General features: G+C 63.2%; 19 protein-coding genes and 1 pseudogene. 6 read left to right on the top strand and 14 right to left on the bottom strand.

The features are described from left to right. Positions 1–23: 23 nt before the first annotated feature. Both rlmF and MUN81_RS05455 read left to right on the top strand, forming a co-directional pair. On the top strand, positions 24–1,013 hold the full coding sequence (gene rlmF, locus MUN81_RS05460; protein WP_245115712.1) for a 23S rRNA (adenine(1618)-N(6))-methyltransferase RlmF: 990 nt from the start codon (positions 24–26) through the stop codon (positions 1,011–1,013). Positions 1,014–1,126: 113 nt separating this feature from the next. Beyond that, positions 1,127–1,618: a cold shock domain-containing protein gene (locus MUN81_RS05455; protein ID WP_198976308.1), complete on the top strand. Its 492-nt coding sequence runs from the start codon at positions 1,127–1,129 to the stop codon at positions 1,616–1,618. 100 nt (positions 1,619–1,718) lie between these two features. On the opposite strand, the gene MUN81_RS05450 is transcribed toward MUN81_RS05455, so the two are convergent. Both MUN81_RS05450 and MUN81_RS05445 read right to left on the bottom strand, forming a co-directional pair. Continuing rightward, positions 1,719–2,000, bottom strand: a complete 282-nt coding sequence (locus MUN81_RS05450) for a hypothetical protein (protein WP_245115710.1) — start codon at positions 1,998–2,000, stop codon at positions 1,719–1,721. A 26-nt stretch (positions 2,001–2,026) separates the two neighbouring features. Beyond that, a complete protein-coding gene (locus MUN81_RS05445) occupies positions 2,027–2,407 on the bottom strand; it encodes a hypothetical protein (RefSeq protein ID WP_245115708.1) in 381 nt (126 codons plus the stop codon). Positions 2,408–2,624: 217 nt separating this feature from the next. On the opposite strand from MUN81_RS05445, the gene MUN81_RS05440 reads away from it, so the two are divergent. Further along, the gene (locus MUN81_RS05440) at positions 2,625–3,179 is read left to right on the top strand and encodes a hypothetical protein (protein ID WP_245115707.1); all 555 of its coding nucleotides are present in this window, start codon (positions 2,625–2,627) and stop codon (positions 3,177–3,179) included. A gap of 13 nt (positions 3,180–3,192) precedes the next feature. Here MUN81_RS05440 and MUN81_RS05435 read toward each other — a convergent pair whose 3' ends face one another. The 4 genes from MUN81_RS05435 to MUN81_RS05420 all read right to left on the bottom strand — a co-directional run bounded on the left by MUN81_RS05435 (position 3,193) and on the right by MUN81_RS05420 (position 6,403). Beyond that, the gene (locus MUN81_RS05435; RefSeq protein ID WP_245115705.1) at positions 3,193–4,362 is read right to left on the bottom strand and encodes a tetratricopeptide repeat protein; all 1,170 of its coding nucleotides are present in this window, start codon (positions 4,360–4,362) and stop codon (positions 3,193–3,195) included. Between the two features lie 117 nt (positions 4,363–4,479). Beyond that, a complete protein-coding gene (locus MUN81_RS05430; protein ID WP_245115703.1) occupies positions 4,480–4,731 on the bottom strand; it encodes a hypothetical protein in 252 nt (83 codons plus the stop codon). Then, on the bottom strand, positions 4,728–5,612 hold the full coding sequence (locus MUN81_RS05425; RefSeq protein ID WP_245115701.1) for a putative sensor domain DACNV-containing protein: 885 nt from the start codon (positions 5,610–5,612) through the stop codon (positions 4,728–4,730). The genes MUN81_RS05430 and MUN81_RS05425 overlap by 4 nt, the downstream gene beginning before the upstream one ends. Positions 5,613–5,815: 203 nt before the next feature. After that, on the bottom strand, positions 5,816–6,403 hold the full coding sequence (locus MUN81_RS05420) for a YdeI/OmpD-associated family protein (protein ID WP_245115700.1): 588 nt from the start codon (positions 6,401–6,403) through the stop codon (positions 5,816–5,818). A gap of 286 nt (positions 6,404–6,689) precedes the next feature. Between MUN81_RS05420 and MUN81_RS05415 the strand changes: the two are divergent. Then, positions 6,690–6,959, top strand: a pseudogene (locus tag MUN81_RS05415) (DUF805 domain-containing protein); the annotation flags it as partial. A 77-nt stretch (positions 6,960–7,036) separates the two neighbouring features. Here the strand turns inward: MUN81_RS05415 and MUN81_RS05410 are convergent. After that, on the bottom strand, positions 7,037–7,777 hold the full coding sequence (locus MUN81_RS05410) for an SDR family oxidoreductase (RefSeq protein WP_245115696.1): 741 nt from the start codon (positions 7,775–7,777) through the stop codon (positions 7,037–7,039). A gap of 91 nt (positions 7,778–7,868) precedes the next feature. After that, positions 7,869–8,753: a helix-turn-helix domain-containing protein gene (locus MUN81_RS05405; protein WP_245115694.1), complete on the bottom strand. Its 885-nt coding sequence runs from the start codon at positions 8,751–8,753 to the stop codon at positions 7,869–7,871. A 381-nt stretch (positions 8,754–9,134) separates the two neighbouring features. On the opposite strand from MUN81_RS05405, the gene MUN81_RS05400 reads away from it, so the two are divergent. After that, the gene (locus MUN81_RS05400) at positions 9,135–9,701 is read left to right on the top strand and encodes a hypothetical protein (protein ID WP_245115692.1); all 567 of its coding nucleotides are present in this window, start codon (positions 9,135–9,137) and stop codon (positions 9,699–9,701) included. An 83-nt stretch (positions 9,702–9,784) separates the two neighbouring features. On the opposite strand, the gene lpdA is transcribed toward MUN81_RS05400, so the two are convergent. Then, positions 9,785–11,191, bottom strand: a complete 1,407-nt coding sequence (lpdA, locus tag MUN81_RS05395) for a dihydrolipoyl dehydrogenase (protein WP_245115690.1) — start codon at positions 11,189–11,191, stop codon at positions 9,785–9,787. Positions 11,192–11,395: 204 nt separating this feature from the next. Next, positions 11,396–13,060, bottom strand: a complete 1,665-nt coding sequence (locus tag MUN81_RS05390) for a M1 family metallopeptidase (RefSeq protein ID WP_245115688.1) — start codon at positions 13,058–13,060, stop codon at positions 11,396–11,398. A gap of 196 nt (positions 13,061–13,256) precedes the next feature. On the opposite strand from MUN81_RS05390, the gene MUN81_RS05385 reads away from it, so the two are divergent. After that, on the top strand, positions 13,257–14,180 hold the full coding sequence (locus MUN81_RS05385) for an EamA family transporter (protein WP_245115686.1): 924 nt from the start codon (positions 13,257–13,259) through the stop codon (positions 14,178–14,180). Between the two features lie 7 nt (positions 14,181–14,187). Here the strand turns inward: MUN81_RS05385 and MUN81_RS05380 are convergent, their stop codons facing one another. The 4 genes from MUN81_RS05380 to MUN81_RS05365 all read right to left on the bottom strand — a co-directional run bounded on the left by MUN81_RS05380 (position 14,188) and on the right by MUN81_RS05365 (position 16,722). Then, positions 14,188–14,733 (bottom strand): DUF4126 family protein, encoded by a 546-nt coding sequence (locus MUN81_RS05380; protein WP_245115684.1) that lies wholly within the window; start codon positions 14,731–14,733, stop codon positions 14,188–14,190. Positions 14,734–14,884: 151 nt separating this feature from the next. Then, positions 14,885–15,265, bottom strand: coding sequence for a hypothetical protein (locus tag MUN81_RS05375; RefSeq protein ID WP_245115682.1), 381 nt, complete (start codon positions 15,263–15,265; stop codon positions 14,885–14,887). A 123-nt stretch (positions 15,266–15,388) separates the two neighbouring features. After that, on the bottom strand, positions 15,389–16,090 hold the full coding sequence (locus tag MUN81_RS05370) for a carboxypeptidase-like regulatory domain-containing protein (RefSeq protein WP_245115676.1): 702 nt from the start codon (positions 16,088–16,090) through the stop codon (positions 15,389–15,391). A gap of 179 nt (positions 16,091–16,269) precedes the next feature. Further along, positions 16,270–16,722 carry a hypothetical protein gene (locus MUN81_RS05365; protein WP_245115674.1) on the bottom strand — a complete coding sequence of 151 codons (453 nt, stop codon included), beginning with the start codon at positions 16,720–16,722 and terminating at the stop codon, positions 16,270–16,272. Between the last annotated feature and the right edge of the window lie 96 nt (positions 16,723–16,818).

Here is a 16,818-nt window from a genome sequence, read left to right as displayed (position 1 = left end):
GCTTGCCGCTGGCACGCCCTGACATGAGAAAACCTGCTCCCACTCCTGCCGCCCCCGCGGCGCCCACCGAAAAAGACCAACTGCACCCGCGCAACCCCCACCGCGCGCCCTACGACTTCCCGGCGCTGCGCACGGCCTCGCCCGAGTTGGCTGCGTTTGTGCAGCCCAACAAGTTTGGCAACCTCTCCATCGACTTTGCCAACCCGGCGGCGGTGAAGGCCCTGAACAAGGCCCTGCTGCGCCAGTTCTACGGCATCGAATTCTGGGATATTCCCAAAGGCTACCTGTGCCCGCCCATTCCCGGCCGGGCCGATTACGTGCATTACCTGGCCGACCTGCTGGCCGACAGCAACGGCGGCGTGATGCCGCCCGGCCAGGACATCACGGTGCTCGACGTGGGCGTGGGCGCCAACTGCATTTACCCCATCATTGGCCGGCGCGAGTACGGCTGGCACTTCGTGGGCTCCGACGTGGACGGTGTGGCTGTGCGGGCCGCCCAGCAGATTGAAGCCGCCAACCCCAGCCTGGCCGGCGCCATCGAGGCCCGCCTGCAGCCCGCCCGCACCCGCATTTTCGACGGCCTCATCCAGGCCGGCGAGGTGTTCGACCTCACGATGTGCAACCCGCCGTTTCACGCCTCGGCGGCCGAGGCCGCGGCCGGCAGCCAGCGCAAAGCCACGGGCCTGGGCACCGGCCGCGGCCCCCGCCCGGCCCTGAACTTTGGCGGCCAGAACAACGAGCTGTGGTGCGAGGGCGGCGAAGCGGGCTTCATTCGCCGCATGGTGCAGGAGAGCGCCCGGCGGCCCACTTCCGCCTACTGGTACACCACGCTAGTCTCGAAAAAAGATACCCTGCCCGGTGTGTACCGCGCCCTGAAAACGGCCGGCGCCACCGACGTGCGGACCATCGACATGGCCCAGGGCCAGAAAAAAAGCCGCCTCGTGGCCTGGACGTTCCTCAAGCCCCCGCAGCAGGAAGCCTGGCGAAAGGCACGGTGGCATTCGCCCCGGTAAGCGGGGCCGCGGATGCGCCTCAATTATTGCGTATCTTCGTCGCAATCCACTCCGCTGTTCCTCGCTTCGTGCCGAGGCGGGAAACAGTCACAATGATTTAGCAGCACAACACTATGGGTAGGTCTCAAGAGACATTTGGTAAGAAAGACAACGAGAAGAAGCGCGCCAAGAAAAAAACCGAGAAGGAGGAGCGCAAAGCCGAGCGCCAGGCCAACGCCAAATCCGGCGCGGCCCTGGAAGAGATGTTTGCGTACGTTGACGAAAACGGCAACATCACCTCCACCCCGCCCGACCCCACCAAGAAGCGCGTCATCAAGGACGAGGAGATTCAAATCAGCGTGCGCAAGCAGGAAGACCGCGAGCCCGAGGACACCCTGCGCACTGGCACGGTAACGTTCTTTAATACCTCGAAAGGCTACGGCTTCATTCGCGACTCGCAAACGCAGGAAAGCATTTTTGTGCACGCCAACGGCCTGGGCGGCATCACCATCGGCGAAAACGACAAAGTGACGTTTGAGGTGGAAATGGGCCCTAAAGGCCCCAACGCCGTGCGCGTGCGCCTCGGCGGCGCCACGCCGCCCCCTGCCGCACCGGCCGCCGAATAGCGCCGTACTTCGATGAATAGAAAAAGGCTGACGCTCGCGGAGCGTCAGCCTTTTTGCGTTTGGGCCGGTAAGACGCAAAATAGTGCGTCTTTGCACCGCTTTAGGCGTTGCCGTCCATGGCGGCCAGGCTTTCTTCGGCGGCCAGGGCGTCGGAGGTGGCGCTGGTGCTGCTGGTGGGCGCAGTGGCTTCGGCGGCTTTGCCGGCGCGGCGCTTCGAGAGGTAGCTCAGGCCCAGGGCCACGAGGGCGGCGCCGCCCACCACTTTCTGGGTGGTGCTGAGCTTGCCGAGGCCTTTGCCTTTGCCCAGCTTCTTGAGCGACTTGGAGGCGCCGCCCAGCAGGGTGGCTTTCTTGGCGGCTTTGTTTTTCTTGGTCTTTTTCATGACGGGGTTGGGTTAGAACGAATGACTTACGCGTGAGGACCGGCGGGGCTAGACTTCCGGGCCGGGCTTGGGGCGGACTTTGGTGATTTTGCGGGGTTTGTGGTGCCTCGGGGGCCTTCGGTTTCGTAGTCGTCGGTATCATCGTCGGCTTCGGGCCGGTGGGCGTGCAGCTTCGGCGCCGCCGCCTCATCGGCCTGCTCGGGGCTGGCGCCTTCTTCCTCCTGTGAGGCCAGGTAGGCCAGCCCAGCGGCCACCAGCGCAATGCCCCCCACCAGCTTCTGGCCGGTGCTGAGCCTGCCAATTTCCTTGGTCACCTTGCGAAACTTCCTGATGGACAAGGCCGCGACGTCCAGAATATCTTCTGACGCGTCGTCTTTTTTGTGCTTTTTCTTTTTGTTCTTGGCCATGAGAAGGTTCGGTAAAACAACGGTTTCCAGAAAAAACTGCAGTGGGAAAGCCATGGCGTAGTAAACGCAACACCGGGGGCTGGGACGCGGCCGGCGAATTAGTGTATTCGCAAGCAGGGCCCGTAATGTTTCCGATTTATTTGCGCCGCCGGCAGTTGGCAGTTGGCTTATCTGGTCTGGCGAGTGCCGTTGCTGCTCCATAATTCATTGCCTTCGCGTGGAAGTTCTCGTTCACCTCGTTTTCACGGTAGTTAAAATTTCGGTGCTGGCCTCGGTCTACGCCGCCTTGCTGCTGCAAGTGGCCAGGTTTGTGCGCACGGTGGACCCTGCCAGCCCGTTTGCCCGGGCCAGCACTCGGCCCAAGCGGTTTTGGTGGCGCTACGGGTTTCTGATTTCGGTGGGCTTGTTCCTGTATTCGCTCACGTATTGGGGCAACCACGGCCTGGGCGACTACGCCCGCATCCCACTGGGCCACGGCGAGGCCATGGAAGAAATCAACGGCACCATGGCCTACTTCGAGCCTGTCCGCGCCATCGACCAATCCGAAGTTGTGGCCTATCAACTGGCCGACGACGTGCTCTGCGCCCAAGCCGACGACAACCTGTTCTATACCTACGACCTCGGCTCGAACCTTCGCCAAACCTTTCCCGACAGCACGGTTTACAATGCCTACGCCGCGGGGCATCAGCTGCCGCTCAGCCGCCAGTTACGGCCGTTTTCTGCGCACTACGCGCAGTACTGGGGCGGCTGGCGCTTTTGGCTGCTGGCTTGAGGCAAAGCTGCGGCTAGGGCTTGCTCTCGGCCAGCCCTTTTTCAATCATCTGAAACAGCGGGTTGTCGGGCTTGGCCACTTTTTTCAGCTGGGTTTGGGCAGCCAGAAAATGCGGGCGGGCCACCTGCGGGCGCTTGAGCTGCATGTTGAGGATGGCCAGGTACATGTGCAGCAGGCCCTGCGCCGCGGGCGTTTTCGGCGCTGCGGGCAGCTGGCTGCTGAAAAACGCTTCCGCTTCGGCCCACTGGTTTTGGGCCTGGTAGATGTCCATGATGTCGGAAAACATCTGGTCGTCGGCCGGATTGAGGCGGTAGAGGCGGGTGGCCCAGGCGGTGGCGTCGGCCGCGTGCGTGGTCACGGCGAGCTCCAGCAGGCTGCGCACCGTGGCGTAGTGCTGGGGTTGCAGGTCCAGGCTTTGCAGCAGCGCCTTTTTGGCCTCGGCGGGCTGCTGTTGCTGCTGGTAGAGTTCGCCGAGCATGCGGGCGGCGTCGGCCTTCAGGGCGGGGTCGGTGTAGAGCCGGAGCGAGGTTTGGGCGTAGGGAATGGCTTCGGCCGGCTTTTTCAGCTGCAGCAGGGCATACGCCAGGTTATAGGGCGCGTCGGGGTATTGCGGATTGAGGGCAATGGACTTTTCAAACGGGGCCACGCTGGGCTGGGCCCGGCCCTGCGCGAGGTGGCCGTAGCCCACGGCATAATACGTCATGAAATCGCCCAGCTGGTGCGCATGGGCCCGGCCGTAGTGCTCAATCACCAAATCCAGCAGCTGCGCTTCGGTCTTGTCCTGCTCGCCGCAGTGGCAGAGCGTGGCGCGGTAATAATAGTCGCCCAGGCCCTGGCTGAGGCGGTAATCCTGCGGAAACTGTTTCTGCAGCCGCGTCAGCGTCTGCGGAATGTCGAGCAGGTGCATGCTGTAGTTGCCCTCCTTGCCGCGCAGGCGCTCCACGGTTTCGCCGGCGGCCAGGTCCTTCAGCCCGAAGCCCTGAAAGTTGAGGGCAATGAGGTAATAGCTGAGCAGGAGCTTTTCCTTTTGCAGCACCACGGCGGGCTGCTGGTTTTTGGGGTCCGCTTTGTCGAGCACCTGGTAGGCCGATTCGTATTTCTTTTCGGCTTCCAGCTTAGCAGCCTGCGCCAGCGCGGCCGGAGCGGCGGCCTGGCTAAATCCCTGGCGCGCAGCCAACAGCATCAATACAGAAAGAGCGTAGCGGCGTGTAGAAAAAGGCATCGGACAGTAGAGCTCGGGCGTGAAATCAGGCAGCGAAGCTAACCACAAAAGCGCCGGATGCAGCTCGCCTGTGCTGCCTCAAAGCAGCAGCACATCGATGCGGTGAGCGTGCACCTGCTGCAAATCTTCCGACCAGGCGAAGACCGTAAAAAAGCCGTCCATGGAAGCCACCAGCGCAATGGCGTCGTGCTGGTCGTGCACAAACTGGGCCGCGGCCAGGTGGCGGGTGCCGCCGTTCTGGGCCGGGTGCAACTGCCGGGGCTCGCTGCCCACCACGGGCTCGGTGAGGGTCATCATCTCCACGGGCGTGCTGCTGGCGGCGCGCGTCACCTTGGCCCGAAGGCCAGCAGGTGGTAGTCTTGGGTGATGACGGTGGCCCCGTCCACGGCCGTGAAGCCGCCCACCACGCCGATGCTACGGTGCAGCTGGTCTTGCCGGCGGCGGCGCGACTGCCCCGGCCGGCGCCGCAGCGTGATGCCCTTGTAGGCCGGCGCCACCGGGTACGAAAGCGGGTGCACCACCGATTCCTGCCACTTGTCGGAGCCGGGGGGCACCACCAGCACCAGGCCGCCGCGGCCGTGGGCGCGCATGGTAGCAGCCAGCTCCAGCAGCACGTTGTCGACCTCGCCGGAACCGGCTGAGGGCAGGCTGCGGCCGGGCAGAAAGGCGCGCAGGGCGGGGCAATCGGCCAGGCCGCCGTGCTCTTCATCCACCAGCTGCAGGTGGTCGCCGCGCAGCACGGCCACGTTCACGTACTTGCCGAAGCCGCCCAGGCGGCGGTGCTTCACCACCAGCAGGCCCGGCTCCACTACTTCGAGCACGAAGCAGAGCGACGGAATGGTGTTGGCCGTGCCCCAGATGTAGAGGCCATCGGCATCATGCCACACCCCGAGGTGAATGCCGGGCTGCTCCACGGCCGGGGCCAGCTTGAGCAGGTTGTAGGGCGTGAGGCGGCGCTTGTGGCCAAACAGCAGCGGCCGCCGAATTTGCTCGGGCGGCAGCAAAGCCAGCGAAATGCGGGGCGGGTGGCCTTCCTCGCGGCGCAGGCTGGCCCAAAAAGCCACGTCAATCACGGCCTCTACCCATTGCGCCTCGGGCGGCGCGGCCAGCCGGTCGGCATCTTCCAGACTGGCGGCGTGGTGCCGGGCAAAGTGGGCTTCAATCATGGGCGCGGCCATGCGCGCCGTGAGGTAGGTGGGTTCGGAAAGCATGAGGGACGGGAGCGGCAAGGGAAGCGGGTGCGGCGGGGGAAAAGGAAGCCAAAGGAACGCCGGGAAGCTAAAAGTCGTCCTGCCGAGCGCCGCCGAGGCATCTCGCGTGCAGCAGTAAACCAATCGTCTGACGTTTTTGATTACCATCCCACGCGAGATGCCTCGGCGGCGCTCGGCAGGACGTTCTGCCTCAATCTTCTGCCCTACTCCCGGTCCATATTCGCCCGCTTGCCCAAGGCGGCCAGCCGCACGGTTTCGGCCACGCGGCGGGCGCGCGTTTCGGGCTGCTTGGCGCTCAGCACCCAGGTGAGAATGGCTTTGCGGGCCGAGGGCGCGAAGCCGGCGAAATGCCGGGCCGCGGCCGCATCAGAGGCCAGGGCGGCGGCCAGGTCCTCCGGCACATCGCCGGCTTCGGCAGCATCGAGGCTTTCCCAGGCGCCGTTCTGTCGGGCACGGGCAATGGCGGCGAGGCCGGCGGGCATGAGCTGGCCGGCAGCTTCGAGCCGCTGCAGCCGCTCTTTGTTTACCTTGCTCCAGCCACTGCGGGGCTTGCGCGGGGTGAAGAGCAGCTGCGTGCGGTCGGCGTCGAGCTTGCGCGGGTGCGAGTCTATCCAGCCGAAGCACAGGGCTTCCTCCACGGCTTCGGCGTAGCTCAGGCTGGGCAGGCCACTGGCTTTTTTGCAGTACACCAGCCACACGCCGGGGGCGCTGGCGTGGTTATCGGCCAGCCACTGCCGCCACGCGGCGCGGCTAGCGGGCTGGGTTTGGGCGAAGGCATCGGTGCGGGACATGGGGCCGGGCTGGTTAACAAATCGTGATAACGACGGGACACAATATTGCGAACTGAATTCGGTTGCGTACTTTTCTCCGGCATTCAACCGGCGCCTCGGCCGGTTGAGGCAGTGGAGCCCAGAACCCACGCAAAAAAACGGGGCGTTACCGAAAAGCCTTACGAGTAGGATTTGCTACCCCAGATTGCCAATGGACTACTTCTTACTCGCTTTAAAAAAATACGCCGTGTTCACCGGCCGCTCCCGCCGCAAAGAATACTGGATGTTCGTCTAGTTCAACTTCCTTTTCTCGATTGTGGCCGCCGTGGCCGACTACGCACTCACGGGCGCAAACGGCGGCGCCATCTCCGGACTACTGGCCGTGGCCTTGTTCATCCCGGGCCTGGCCGTGGGCGTTAGGCGGCTGCACGACGTGGGCAAGAGCGGCTGGTTCACACTCATTGTTTTCGTGCCGCTGGTGGGCGCTATCTGGCTGCTGGTGCTGGCCTGCACCGAAGGTACGCCCGGCCCAAACCAATACGGCGAAGACCCCAAAGGCCGCGTCCTAGCGTTCTAAGCACTGCCTTTTCTAAAACGAAAAGCGGCCGAAACTACAGAAGCTTCGGCCGCTTTTCGTTGCGCTCTGAGCTAGAATTACCAGGGGCTTATGCCCGTTTCGGGCGCGTTGTCGTCGCTGAAAAACTGGCCGGTGGGCCCGTCCGAAGCCAACAGGGCGGCTTTCACCACGCGGGCAGCCGCATCGGGCACGGTGCCGGGGCCGCTGTGGTGGTTGAAATCGGTGGCGGTGTAGCCGGGGTCTACGGCGTTTACTTTGAACGGGGTATCGCGCAATTCGTAAGCCAGCACGATGGTGTACATGTTGAGCGCGGCCTTCGAGGAACCGTAGGCGGCCGTCTTCACGGCGTAGTATTTCCAGGTGGGGTCGGCGTTCAGGCTCACCGAGCCCAGGCCCGAAGTCACGTTCACAATGCGGGGCTCCGGCGCGGCGCGCAGCAGGTCGAGGAAGGCCTGCGTGGTTTGCACCACGCCGAATACGTTGGTGTCGTACACTTCCTTGAACGTGGCCACGCTGGTATCGATGGCGGTTTGGGGCACCCCGCCGCCGCTGATGCCGGCGTTGTTGATGAGTACGTCGAGGCCGGAAGTCTTCTGGCCGATGGACTGCCGGGCAGCGGCTACCGAGGCGGCGTCGGTGACGTCAATTTGCACGGGCTCGACCTGGCTGAGGCCTTCGGCGTGCAGCCGGGCCACGGCCTGCTGGCCGTTTTCGAGATTGCGGCTGCCCAGGTACACGTAAAAACCGTGTTGGAGCAGCTGGCGGGCGGTTTCGAAGCCGATGCTTTTATTAGCGCCGGTGATGAGGGCGTATTTCATGAGAGGGTTTTGACTGGGTTAGTAGAACAGCACAAAAATCCCCTCCCCCGCCGCGGCGCCCTAACGGGATTCAAACGAAAGAGTAAGAAATTCAAACTACCGGCCGCTGGCCCACCAGTGCCCGGTGGGCCGAGGGCGTGGTGCCGGTTTGCTTCTTGAAGAAGTTGTTGAAATAGGTCGGATACTCGAAACCCAGGCTGTAGGCGATTTCGGCGGTGCTCCAGTCGGTGTGCTGCAACAGGGCGCGGGCCTCCCGCACGACGCGCTCGGCGATGTGCACGGAGGTGGTTTTGCCGGTGAGGTCGCGCACGGCCCGGTTGAGGTGGTTGACGTGCACCGAGAGCTGGCGGGCAAAGTCGCCAGGCGTGCGCAGCTTCAGGCCGTGGGCGGGCGAGTCGATGGGAAACTGCCGCTCCAGCAGCCCCTGAAACAGGGCCGCGATGCGCGTGGCGGCGTTGGGGTGCTGGTAGTAGCTAGCCTGCGGCTGCAGCTTCAGCGCCTCGTGGATGAGCAGGTTGAGGTAGTTGCGGATGACTTCCTGCTGGTACACGTAGCCCGAATTCATCTCCTGCAGCATCTTGCGGAAGAAGTAGCTCAGGTCGGCGTATTGCGTCTCGTCTACCAGGTACACCGGGTCGGAGCCCAGCCGGAACAGCGGCGACTCCTGCAGGCTGGCCGCCCGGTCGTTCACGATGAGAAACTCCTCGGTGAACATGCACAGATAGCCGCCCTGCTCTTCCGAAACGGGCTCCCAGGAATAAGGAATTAGCGGGTTGGAAAACACCAGCGCGGGCCGGTCAATCAGCACGCCGCGGGTGGCGTAGTTGTAGCGGCTGCTGCCGGTGAGCAGCGAAATCTTGTAGTAGTCGCGCCGCCCAAACGCCACCTTGTCGCTGATGAATTGCTCGCGGGCGTACACGTTGAAGCTGCCCATGGCGACGGGGGCGTTAGCGGGCGTGAGGGACTGGGGCGACATGCTTCAAAAGTAAGCATATCAAATCGTGCGGAGGTTTGTGGTCCTGGCCGAAGGTTTGTGGTCCGGGCCGAAGGTTTATCGTCCTGATGAAAGGTTTGTCGTCCTGAACGAAGGTTTGTGGTCCCGAAACGACTGGCAAGTGTCCGGAAACGGTTGGCGGGCATCCGGAAGCGTTTGGCGAGGCTCCGGATGCTAAGGTTTGCGGTCCGGAAGCGGTTGGCAGGCGTCCGGAAACGATTGGCGAGCGTCCGGAAGCAAAGGTTTGTAGTCCGGAACCGGTTGGCGGGCATCCGGAAGCCGCTGGTGGTTCGGATGCGGTTAGCCTGACTCTACATTTGCGTCTGTGGCATTGCTTTCTAAGCCCTTCACTACAGTTGCCTAATGGAATACGTATTTGGGCTGATTTTTACGCTGTTTAAGGTTGCGGTACAGGCGTCGGTTTACGCCACGTTATTCCTCGTTCTAATCAGCGTGTGGGCTAGGTTCTCGCCAGATTCAGGGCTGGCAAAATTCACTTCTAATGGCAAGCGGGTTTGGTGGCAAACCGGATTAGCGGCTTCTCTGGCCCTCTGCTTAATTGCAAACACTCCTTGGGGTAATCACGGCTTGGGCGATTACGCTCGGATTCCCTTAGGGCATGGCCTGGCAATGGAGGAGTTGAATGGTAGAACGGCCTATTTTGAACCTGTTTCAATGACTAAACAATCGGATGTAATTACTGAGGTTGTTTCCTACCAGGTTTCCAACGATATACTCTGTGCAAAAATGAATGACGGTCGATACTTCACCTATGACTTAGCGGCAAGACACTACCAACCCTTTGCCGACAGCACCGCTTATAATTCAACTGCCCAAAAGCTAGGTTTACCAGTAGAAACCCAATTCGAATCTTTTACTAAACATTACAACCGGTATTGGGAAAACTGGCGATTCTGGCTTTTGGCATAGCAATCTACTTTGCTAGAAACAGCAAGAGGCTGAAGCTCCCGTAGCTTCAGCCTCTTGCCGTTTCTGCCGCAGGGCGTCAACAATTACATATGAATGGCCCGGTTCTCCGTAGCCGCCAGGCAGGCTTCTTTCATGGCCTCGGCGTAGGTGGGGTGCGAGTGGCTCATTCGGGCCACGTCCTCGGCGGAGGCGCGGAACTCCATGGCGGTTACGGCTTCGGCGATGAGGTCGGCGATGCGCGGGCCAATCATGTGCACGCCCAGGATTTCGTCGGTGGTTTTGTCGGCCAGCACCTTCACGAAGCCGTCGGTGTCGCCGCTGGCGCGGGCGCGGCCGCTGGCTTTGAAGGGGAAGGAGCCCACTTTGTAGGCCTTGCCTTGCTCCTTGAGCTGCTCCTCGGTGTAGCCCACGCCGGCGACTTCGGGCCAGGTGTACACCACGCCGGGGATGAGCAGGTAGTTGATGTGCGGCTTCTGGCCCACGATGGTTTCGGCCACGAACACGCCTTCTTCCTCGGCCTTGTGGGCCAGCATGGCGCCCCGAATGACGTCGCCGATGGCGTAGATGCCGGGCACGTTGGTTTGCAGGTGCTCGTCGACCTTGATGCGGCCGCGCTCTTCCATCTGCACGCCGGCAGCCTCCAGGTTGAGGCCGGCGGTGTAGGGCACGCGGCCCACGGCCACCAGGCAGTAGTCGCCTTCGAATTTCACTTCCTCGCCCTTGGCGTTGGTGGCCGTCACGGTCACGTTGTCGCCGTCGCGGGTGGCGCCGGTCACCTTGTGCGAGAAGAAGAATTCGATGCCGATTTTGCCCAGCACGCGCTTCAGCTCCTTGCCCAGGCCGCGGTCCATGGTCGGGATGATGCTGTCCATGAACTCCACCACCGACACTTTGGCGCCGAGGCGGGCGTACACCGACGCCATTTCGAGGCCGATGACGCCGCCGCCAATCACAATCATGTGCTTGGGCACTTCGCGGATGTTCAGGGCCTCGGTGCTGGTGATGATGCGCTCCTTGTCCTGGGCAATGAACGGCAGCACCGTGGGCTTGGAGCCGGTGGCGATGATGACGTTTTTGGTTTCAATCTGCTGGGCCTCGCCGCCCTCGCGGGGCGCGATGCTGATGTGGGTTGCGTCGACAAACGAGCCGACGCCGGTGAGGACGTCGATTTTGTTTTTCTTCATCAGGTAGGCGATGCCGTCGACGTTGGCCTTCACCACGCCAGCCTTGCGGTCAATCATGCGGTTCATGTCGACGCGCAGGTTGTCGAGGCCGATGCCGTGGTCGGCGAAGGCCGAGTGGGCGTTATGGTAGTGCTCGGAGGAATCGAGCAGGGCCTTGCTGGGGATGCAGCCCACGTTGAGGCAGGTGCCGCCTAGGGTGGGGTATTTCTCGATGAGGGCCGTTTTGAGGCCGAGCTGGGCGCAACGGATGGCCGCTACATAGCCGCCCGGGCCGGAGCCGATGACGGTGACGTCGTATTGATTCATGAGGGGATATTCTATGATTGTACGCTCGGGCGAAGGTACGGCACAGCGGCGGCGGGGGAAGTAAGTTTGAGAAGTGTGCTTAATAAAAGAACGTCATGCTGAGCGCAGCCGAAGCATCTCGCTCGCTTCGTTGCAATCGGTATTGATTACTCACGCGAGATGCTTCGGCTGCGCTCAGCATGACGTTCTGTTTGTCGGGTCGACTTAATCCACCAACACCCCGATGTAGAAGTTGAACATGTCGACTTCCAGCGTCTCGCGGGTGGCGCCGGCCAGCTCCTTCATCTCCGCAAAGCGGGCGGTGGGCTTGATGAACTGGTACTCGCCGCCTTTCAGCCGCACACGCACGGGCATGTCGAACTTTTCGACCTCGCTCACCCAACGGGCCAGCGTTTTGCCGTCTTCGAGGCGGATTTCCAGCGTCGGAATGCTGGCGTGGCGCAGGTACTGGTCGAATACTTTGGTGAAATCCTGACCGGTTTCGCGGTTGAGGTAGTCCATCACCTGCTGGCCGGTCACGGTCTGGTGGTAGAAGGTGCGGGAAAGGCCGCGCAGGGTTTGGCGCCACTTTTCGTCGTTGTTCAGGAGGGTGCGAATGGTGTTGAGCATGGCGCTGCCCTTGTCGTACATGTCGCCCGAGCCTTCCTGGTTCACGCCGTAGGGCCCGATAATGGGGCCATCGTTCTGGATGTTGCGGCGCTGGCCGTGGATGTACTCCTGCCCCGCCTGCTTGCCAAACTGGCTTTCCACAAACAGCCCTTCGGAATAGCAGGTGAAGCCCTCGTGCACCCACATGTCGGCAATGTCCTTGGTGGTGATGTTGTTGCCGAACCACTCGTGCCCGCTCTCGTGGATGATGATGAAGTCCCACTTCGCGCCCCAGCCGGTGTTGCTGCGGTCGCGGCCGAGGTAGCCGTTCTGGTACTTGTTGCCGTAAGCCACGGCGCTCTGGTGCTCCATGCCTAAGTGCGGGGCGTCCACCAGCTTGTAGCCGTCCTGGTACCACGGGTAGGGCCCGAACCAGTGCTCCATCGATTTCAGCATGGGCTTCACATTGGCCGCAAACTGAGTTTTCGCCTTGGCCACGTTCTCAGGCAGCACCCAATAATCGAGCGTGAGCAGTCCCTTCTCGCCCTGGTATGAGTCAGAGAAGTGCTGGTAGTCGCCCACGTTCAGGGCCACATCGTAGTTGTTGATGGGGTTGCGCACGGCCCAGTCGAAGCGCGTGTAGCCGTCCTTGAGCTTGGTGGTTTTGCGCAGGCGGCCGTTCGATACGTCCTTCAGGCCGGTGGGCACGCTGATGCTGATGAGCATGGAGTCTACTTCGTCGGCTTGCTGGTCTTTGGTGGGCCACCAGATGCTGGCGCCAGTGCCCTGGCAGGCGGTGGCCACCCAGGGCTTGCCGGCGGCATCCTGCGTGAACACCATGCCGCCGTCCCAGGGCGCTTTTTTGGCCACCGTGGGATTGCCTGAATACTGGACCGTGAACTCGTCGCGGCTGCCCTTGGCAATGGATTTCGGGAACGTCACAAACACCGCATTCGCCTCGCGGGTGAAGGGCACTTCTTTGCCGTGGTACAGCACCTTCTCCACCTGCAGGTTGGCAAACAGGTCGAACTGCAGCCGCGTGAAATCCTGCGTGGCAGTGAAGCGAAACAGATTAGAGCCGCTGATGAACCGCTTGGCCGGGTCCAGCTTCACGTCGAGGTGGTAGTAGTTGAGGTCGTAGCAAGTGCGCAGCGGCGTGGTCAGGCTGCCGCGGAGCGAGTCGGCGCGGGTGAAGGCGGGCTTGGGTTGGAGCAGCTGGGCGGCGGCGGGGCGCGCCGCACCGGTCAGTAGCAGCAGCGCCAGCAGGAGGTTGTTCTTCATTACACAAAGCAACAACGAGCGGCAGGAATAAGCGCCCGACAAGGTATCCGTTCATCTTTTCTGTCATCCTGAGCGCCGCAAAGGACCTCCTCACGCTTAGGCAGCAGTCGTTCTGATGTGAGAAGGTCCTTCGCGACGCTCAGGATGACAGGAAGGGCAGGCCGTACTTTTGCTCCCATTTCCTTCCAACCTATTCATGTCCGATACTACTCCGGCCGCGCCTTCGCGGGCCGCGCTGATTTCCGCTTTCCTGCTGGTTTATCTCATCTGGGGCTCCACCTATCTGGTTATGAAGTTTGCCGTGGCCAGCATGCCGCCGCTGCTCATGGCCGGCACGCGCTACGCGCTGGCGGGCGGGCTGCTCTACTTGTTCATGCGCTGGCGTGGCGAGCCGGCCCCTACCTGGCAGGGCTGGGGCTTTGCGGCCGTGATTGGGGTGTGCCTGCTGGGGTTCGGCAACGGCGGCACCACGCTGGGCGTGGTGTATTTGCCCAGCAGCATCACGGCGCTGCTGGTGGCCACGGTGCCCATGTTTCTGGCCGTGCTGGGCTGGGCCAGCGGCCTTTCGCCCCGTCCCACCAAGTGGGTGACGCTGGGGCTGGCCGCCGGCATGGCGGGCATGTACCTGCTGGTGGCCCACACCCACGCCGCGGCCGTGAAGCAGCCCGGCCACACCGGGCTGGGCGTGTTTGCGGTGCTGCTGGCCTCGCTGGTGTGGTCCATCGGCTCGCTCTACGCCAAAAACCACCGCCCCGCGGCGTCGCCCTTCATCTCGGGCGGCATGCAGATGCTGTGCGGCGGCCTGGCCATGCTGGTGGTGGGCCTGCTGAAGGGCGAGGCGGCTGGTTTCGAGCTGGCGCAGGTCACGGCCAAGTCGTGGGTGGCGTTTGCGTACCTGGTCACGTTCGGGTCCATTGTAGCCTTCACGGCCTACATCTGGCTGCTGCGCGTGGTAGAGCCGGCCCTGGCCGGCACCTACGCCTTCGTCAACCCCGTGGTGGCCGTGCTGCTGGGCTGGGCCTTCGCCGGCGAGGTGCTGAACCCCCAAATGCTGGGCGGCGCCGCGCTCATCGTGGTGGCCGTGGTGCTGGTGGTGCTGGGCGGCCGGCAAAAGGCCTGACCGCGCCTTACAGCGGGCGCCACTCGCTGGCAGCCGGACGCCGCGAGCCAATCAAGGCCGCGCCGCCGGCCAGCACCAGGGCATCTTCGCCCACGCCCACCAGCGCCACCGGCACCCCCGATTTTTCGCTGATGCCCGTGCGCAGCGCGTAGCTTACGATGGTGGACGCAAACGCCACCGCGGCCCCCAGCAGCCCGCCGCCCAACGCGCTGCCGTGGCGCGACCGGTGCCAGGCCGCCCCCACCAGCGCCCCCGACAGCAGCCGGCCGGCCAGCACCTCGGGCGCAATGCGGTTGGGCGTGTTGGGCAGCTTATCGGCCACCATTTCGCCGGCCGCCATCACCTTGAGCACCCCGGCCGTGACGGGCTTTTGCAGAAAGTGCAGCCGCGAGCCCGCCAGCCCTGCGTGGGGCTGGCGCGACAGGTAATGGCTCAGAAAGGCCGGGGCGCTCATGCTGCGCATGCCGGCCAGGGTGGCAAAGCCGACGGTGGGCCAAAAGGTAGCGGCGCGACGAACAGGCGTGGCGGAATAGCGTTTCAAAGTCTTCTGCATGGCGAGGATAGTTGAGCTTCGCTTAACGAAATTTTCCGGGTGCCGGCTAAGCCCACCACGCTGCTACTCGCCCGGGCTCCACTTGGCCTTTCATGTAAAAAGCCCGTTCACAACGGCGAACGGGCTTTTCCAGGCAAAAAAACTACCGCAATCAGTTGATATCGTCGGCGTGCGAGCGCAGTACCTCGCGGGCAATGGCGAGGTTGGTTTCGCGCGAGTTCACCACCAGGTAAATGAACTTATTGCCGGCCGAATTCAGCTTAATCAAGTGAAACTGATTGGTCAACGTAATCAGAATGTCTTCAATTTTCTCGCCCGCCAGCTTCAGGGCCGACATGGCTTTTTGCTTCTGCTTCACCACTTCCGTGTTGTAGGCGGCGGCGGTTTCGGGGTTCAGGGCCGGCGAGTTCGAGTGCGAGGCCAGGGCCATGCCCGAGGTGATGTCGACCACCGCCACGGCCACCAGGCTCGGCAAATCGGTGATGATTCCATCGACTGCCTTCCCGGCAGGACTGTTGGTAGAGTAGGCCATATCGGCTATTGAGGAGGGGGATTGGGTATGAGAAGATTCTTTGAGCTTATTCGCAACGTGCTTACGGTAGGTCCTTGCTTTCACTGAGATAGAATAACTCGGGCAGGCAACCGGGGCCTGGAATTAGAAAAACAGCCAGTGCTTGCGCTTGGCGCGGGGCTGCAGGGTCACGCCCTGGGCCGAGGCGTCGGCGGCTTTCAGCTCCTGGTCGTGGTAGCCGGCGTAGCCGTATTGCAGCGTGGCGGTGGCGGCCACCGCAGCGGGCAGGCGCAGGGTGTAGCGGCCATTGGCGTCGGTGCTGGCGCCCACGCTGGTGCCTTTGCGCAGCACGGTGGCGCCCACCAGCGGCTGGCCGGCTTCGTTCAGTATGCGGCCGCTCACGGTCACGAGGCGGGTGGCGCTGGCTTCGGCCGCCGCCTCGGCCGCGGCGGTGCTCGCGGCGGCCAGCGACGTCATTTCGGGCAGCGACACCGGCACGGCCGGGGCGTTGTGCGACGGCAGGCGGGTGCCGGCCATCGACACACCAGCCACCAGCGCGGCCGCGCCCACCATCGAGAACGCCCGGCGGCGGAAGCGCTGCGGCTGCTCCCGAATGAAGAGCAGTTGCTTCTGCACCCACGTGGTGGGCGCGGCGGCTTCGGCCTCCTGGGTCGACATTTCGTGCCAGCGCGTGACGGTGGTGTGGGCCTGTGTGGCGTCGTTGCGGAGGTATTCCTCCACGGCGCGGGCCGAAGAGCGCGCCAGGTCGCCGCGCAGGTAGGCGTCGCGGTACACCGGCAGCAGCGCGCCGGTCTGCGGGTCAAATGGGGTAGCGGTAAGCTTCATTTGGGGACAGAAAAAAAGGGTGAAAAATGGGTTTTGTGGCTTTACCGGCCAGCCACGGGCCTTATCCAGCAGGCAGCAGCAATGAAGAACGGGCCGTGCACCCGGTGCCGGAAGCGGCTGGAAAGGCCGGTGTGTTCTCGGTCGGCGCTACTTGTTTCAACCTTCAGCAAAAACGTGCCCTACGGCTCCAGCAGGGCAATGCCGCCGCGCACCACTTCGCGGGCAATGGCCAAGTTGGTGTCGCGCGAGTCCACGGCCAGGTACACAAACTGCTTCTCCGAAGGCACCAGCCGCAGCAAATGCAGCTGCGAGCGCAGCGTGAACAGCATTTCTTCCACCTTTTCCAGCGCCAGGCCCTGGGTGCGCAGCGCGGCCTGCACCTGTCGCACCGCCTCGGCGTTGAAACCCGACAAGGCGCCCGGCCGCAGGTCACGGTCGGAGGTGTAGGTGGCCAGGGCCTTGCCGGTGGCCACATCCACCACGGCCGCCATCAGCAGGTCGGGCAGTTCGCCCAGCAGGTGCCTAATGGCGCTTTCGATGCGGGCGCCCTCCGGCCCCGGCACGGCCAGCATCACCTCGTGGGCCACGGGCCCCGTGAGCCGCTGCAGTTGCTTGAGAAAAGGAATTTTCATGAGGCACGGGGTGGGTGGTCCCGGCTGGTGGCCGGGCGCGCCGTGGGGTAGCAGGCGCGCCCGGCCGGGGGTGGTAGTCCAACGGCCGCGCCGTTG

It is taken from the genome of Hymenobacter sp. 5317J-9, from assembly GCF_022921075.1.
In the GTDB taxonomy this organism is placed as follows: domain Bacteria; phylum Bacteroidota; class Bacteroidia; order Cytophagales; family Hymenobacteraceae; genus Hymenobacter.
The sequence above is the reverse complement of the archived record's forward strand: the minus strand, read 5'-3'. Positions and strand labels throughout refer to the sequence as shown.

Excerpts from the sequence above, each read along its gene's own strand:
- MUN81_RS05390 (WP_245115688.1), bottom strand. The coding sequence starts at position 13,060 with ATGAAGAACAACCTCCTGCTGGCGCTGCTGCTACTGACCGGTGCGGCG.
- MUN81_RS05410 (WP_245115696.1), bottom strand. The coding sequence starts at position 7,777 with ATGAAATACGCCCTCATCACCGGCGCTAATAAAAGCATCGGCTTCGAA.
- lpdA (WP_245115690.1), bottom strand. The coding sequence starts at position 11,191 with ATGAATCAATACGACGTCACCGTCATCGGCTCCGGCCCGGGCGGCTAT.
- MUN81_RS05405 (WP_245115694.1), bottom strand. The coding sequence starts at position 8,753 with ATGTCGCCCCAGTCCCTCACGCCCGCTAACGCCCCCGTCGCCATGGGC.
- MUN81_RS05380 (WP_245115684.1), bottom strand. The coding sequence starts at position 14,733 with ATGCAGAAGACTTTGAAACGCTATTCCGCCACGCCTGTTCGTCGCGCC.
- MUN81_RS05420 (WP_245115700.1), bottom strand. The coding sequence starts at position 6,403 with ATGTCCCGCACCGATGCCTTCGCCCAAACCCAGCCCGCTAGCCGCGCC.
- MUN81_RS05375 (WP_245115682.1), bottom strand. The coding sequence starts at position 15,265 with ATGGCCTACTCTACCAACAGTCCTGCCGGGAAGGCAGTCGATGGAATC.
- MUN81_RS05385 (WP_245115686.1), top strand. The coding sequence starts at position 13,257 with ATGTCCGATACTACTCCGGCCGCGCCTTCGCGGGCCGCGCTGATTTCC.
- MUN81_RS05370 (WP_245115676.1), bottom strand. The coding sequence starts at position 16,090 with ATGAAGCTTACCGCTACCCCATTTGACCCGCAGACCGGCGCGCTGCTG.
- MUN81_RS05400 (WP_245115692.1), top strand. The coding sequence starts at position 9,135 with ATGGAATACGTATTTGGGCTGATTTTTACGCTGTTTAAGGTTGCGGTA.
- MUN81_RS05425 (WP_245115701.1), bottom strand. The coding sequence starts at position 5,612 with ATGCTTTCCGAACCCACCTACCTCACGGCGCGCATGGCCGCGCCCATG.
- MUN81_RS05365 (WP_245115674.1), bottom strand. The coding sequence starts at position 16,722 with ATGAAAATTCCTTTTCTCAAGCAACTGCAGCGGCTCACGGGGCCCGTG.
- rlmF (WP_245115712.1), top strand. The coding sequence starts at position 24 with ATGAGAAAACCTGCTCCCACTCCTGCCGCCCCCGCGGCGCCCACCGAA.
- MUN81_RS05450 (WP_245115710.1), bottom strand. The coding sequence starts at position 2,000 with ATGAAAAAGACCAAGAAAAACAAAGCCGCCAAGAAAGCCACCCTGCTG.
- MUN81_RS05455 (WP_198976308.1), top strand. The coding sequence starts at position 1,127 with ATGGGTAGGTCTCAAGAGACATTTGGTAAGAAAGACAACGAGAAGAAG.
- MUN81_RS05445 (WP_245115708.1), bottom strand. The coding sequence starts at position 2,407 with ATGGCCAAGAACAAAAAGAAAAAGCACAAAAAAGACGACGCGTCAGAA.
- MUN81_RS05435 (WP_245115705.1), bottom strand. The coding sequence starts at position 4,362 with ATGCTGTTGGCTGCGCGCCAGGGATTTAGCCAGGCCGCCGCTCCGGCC.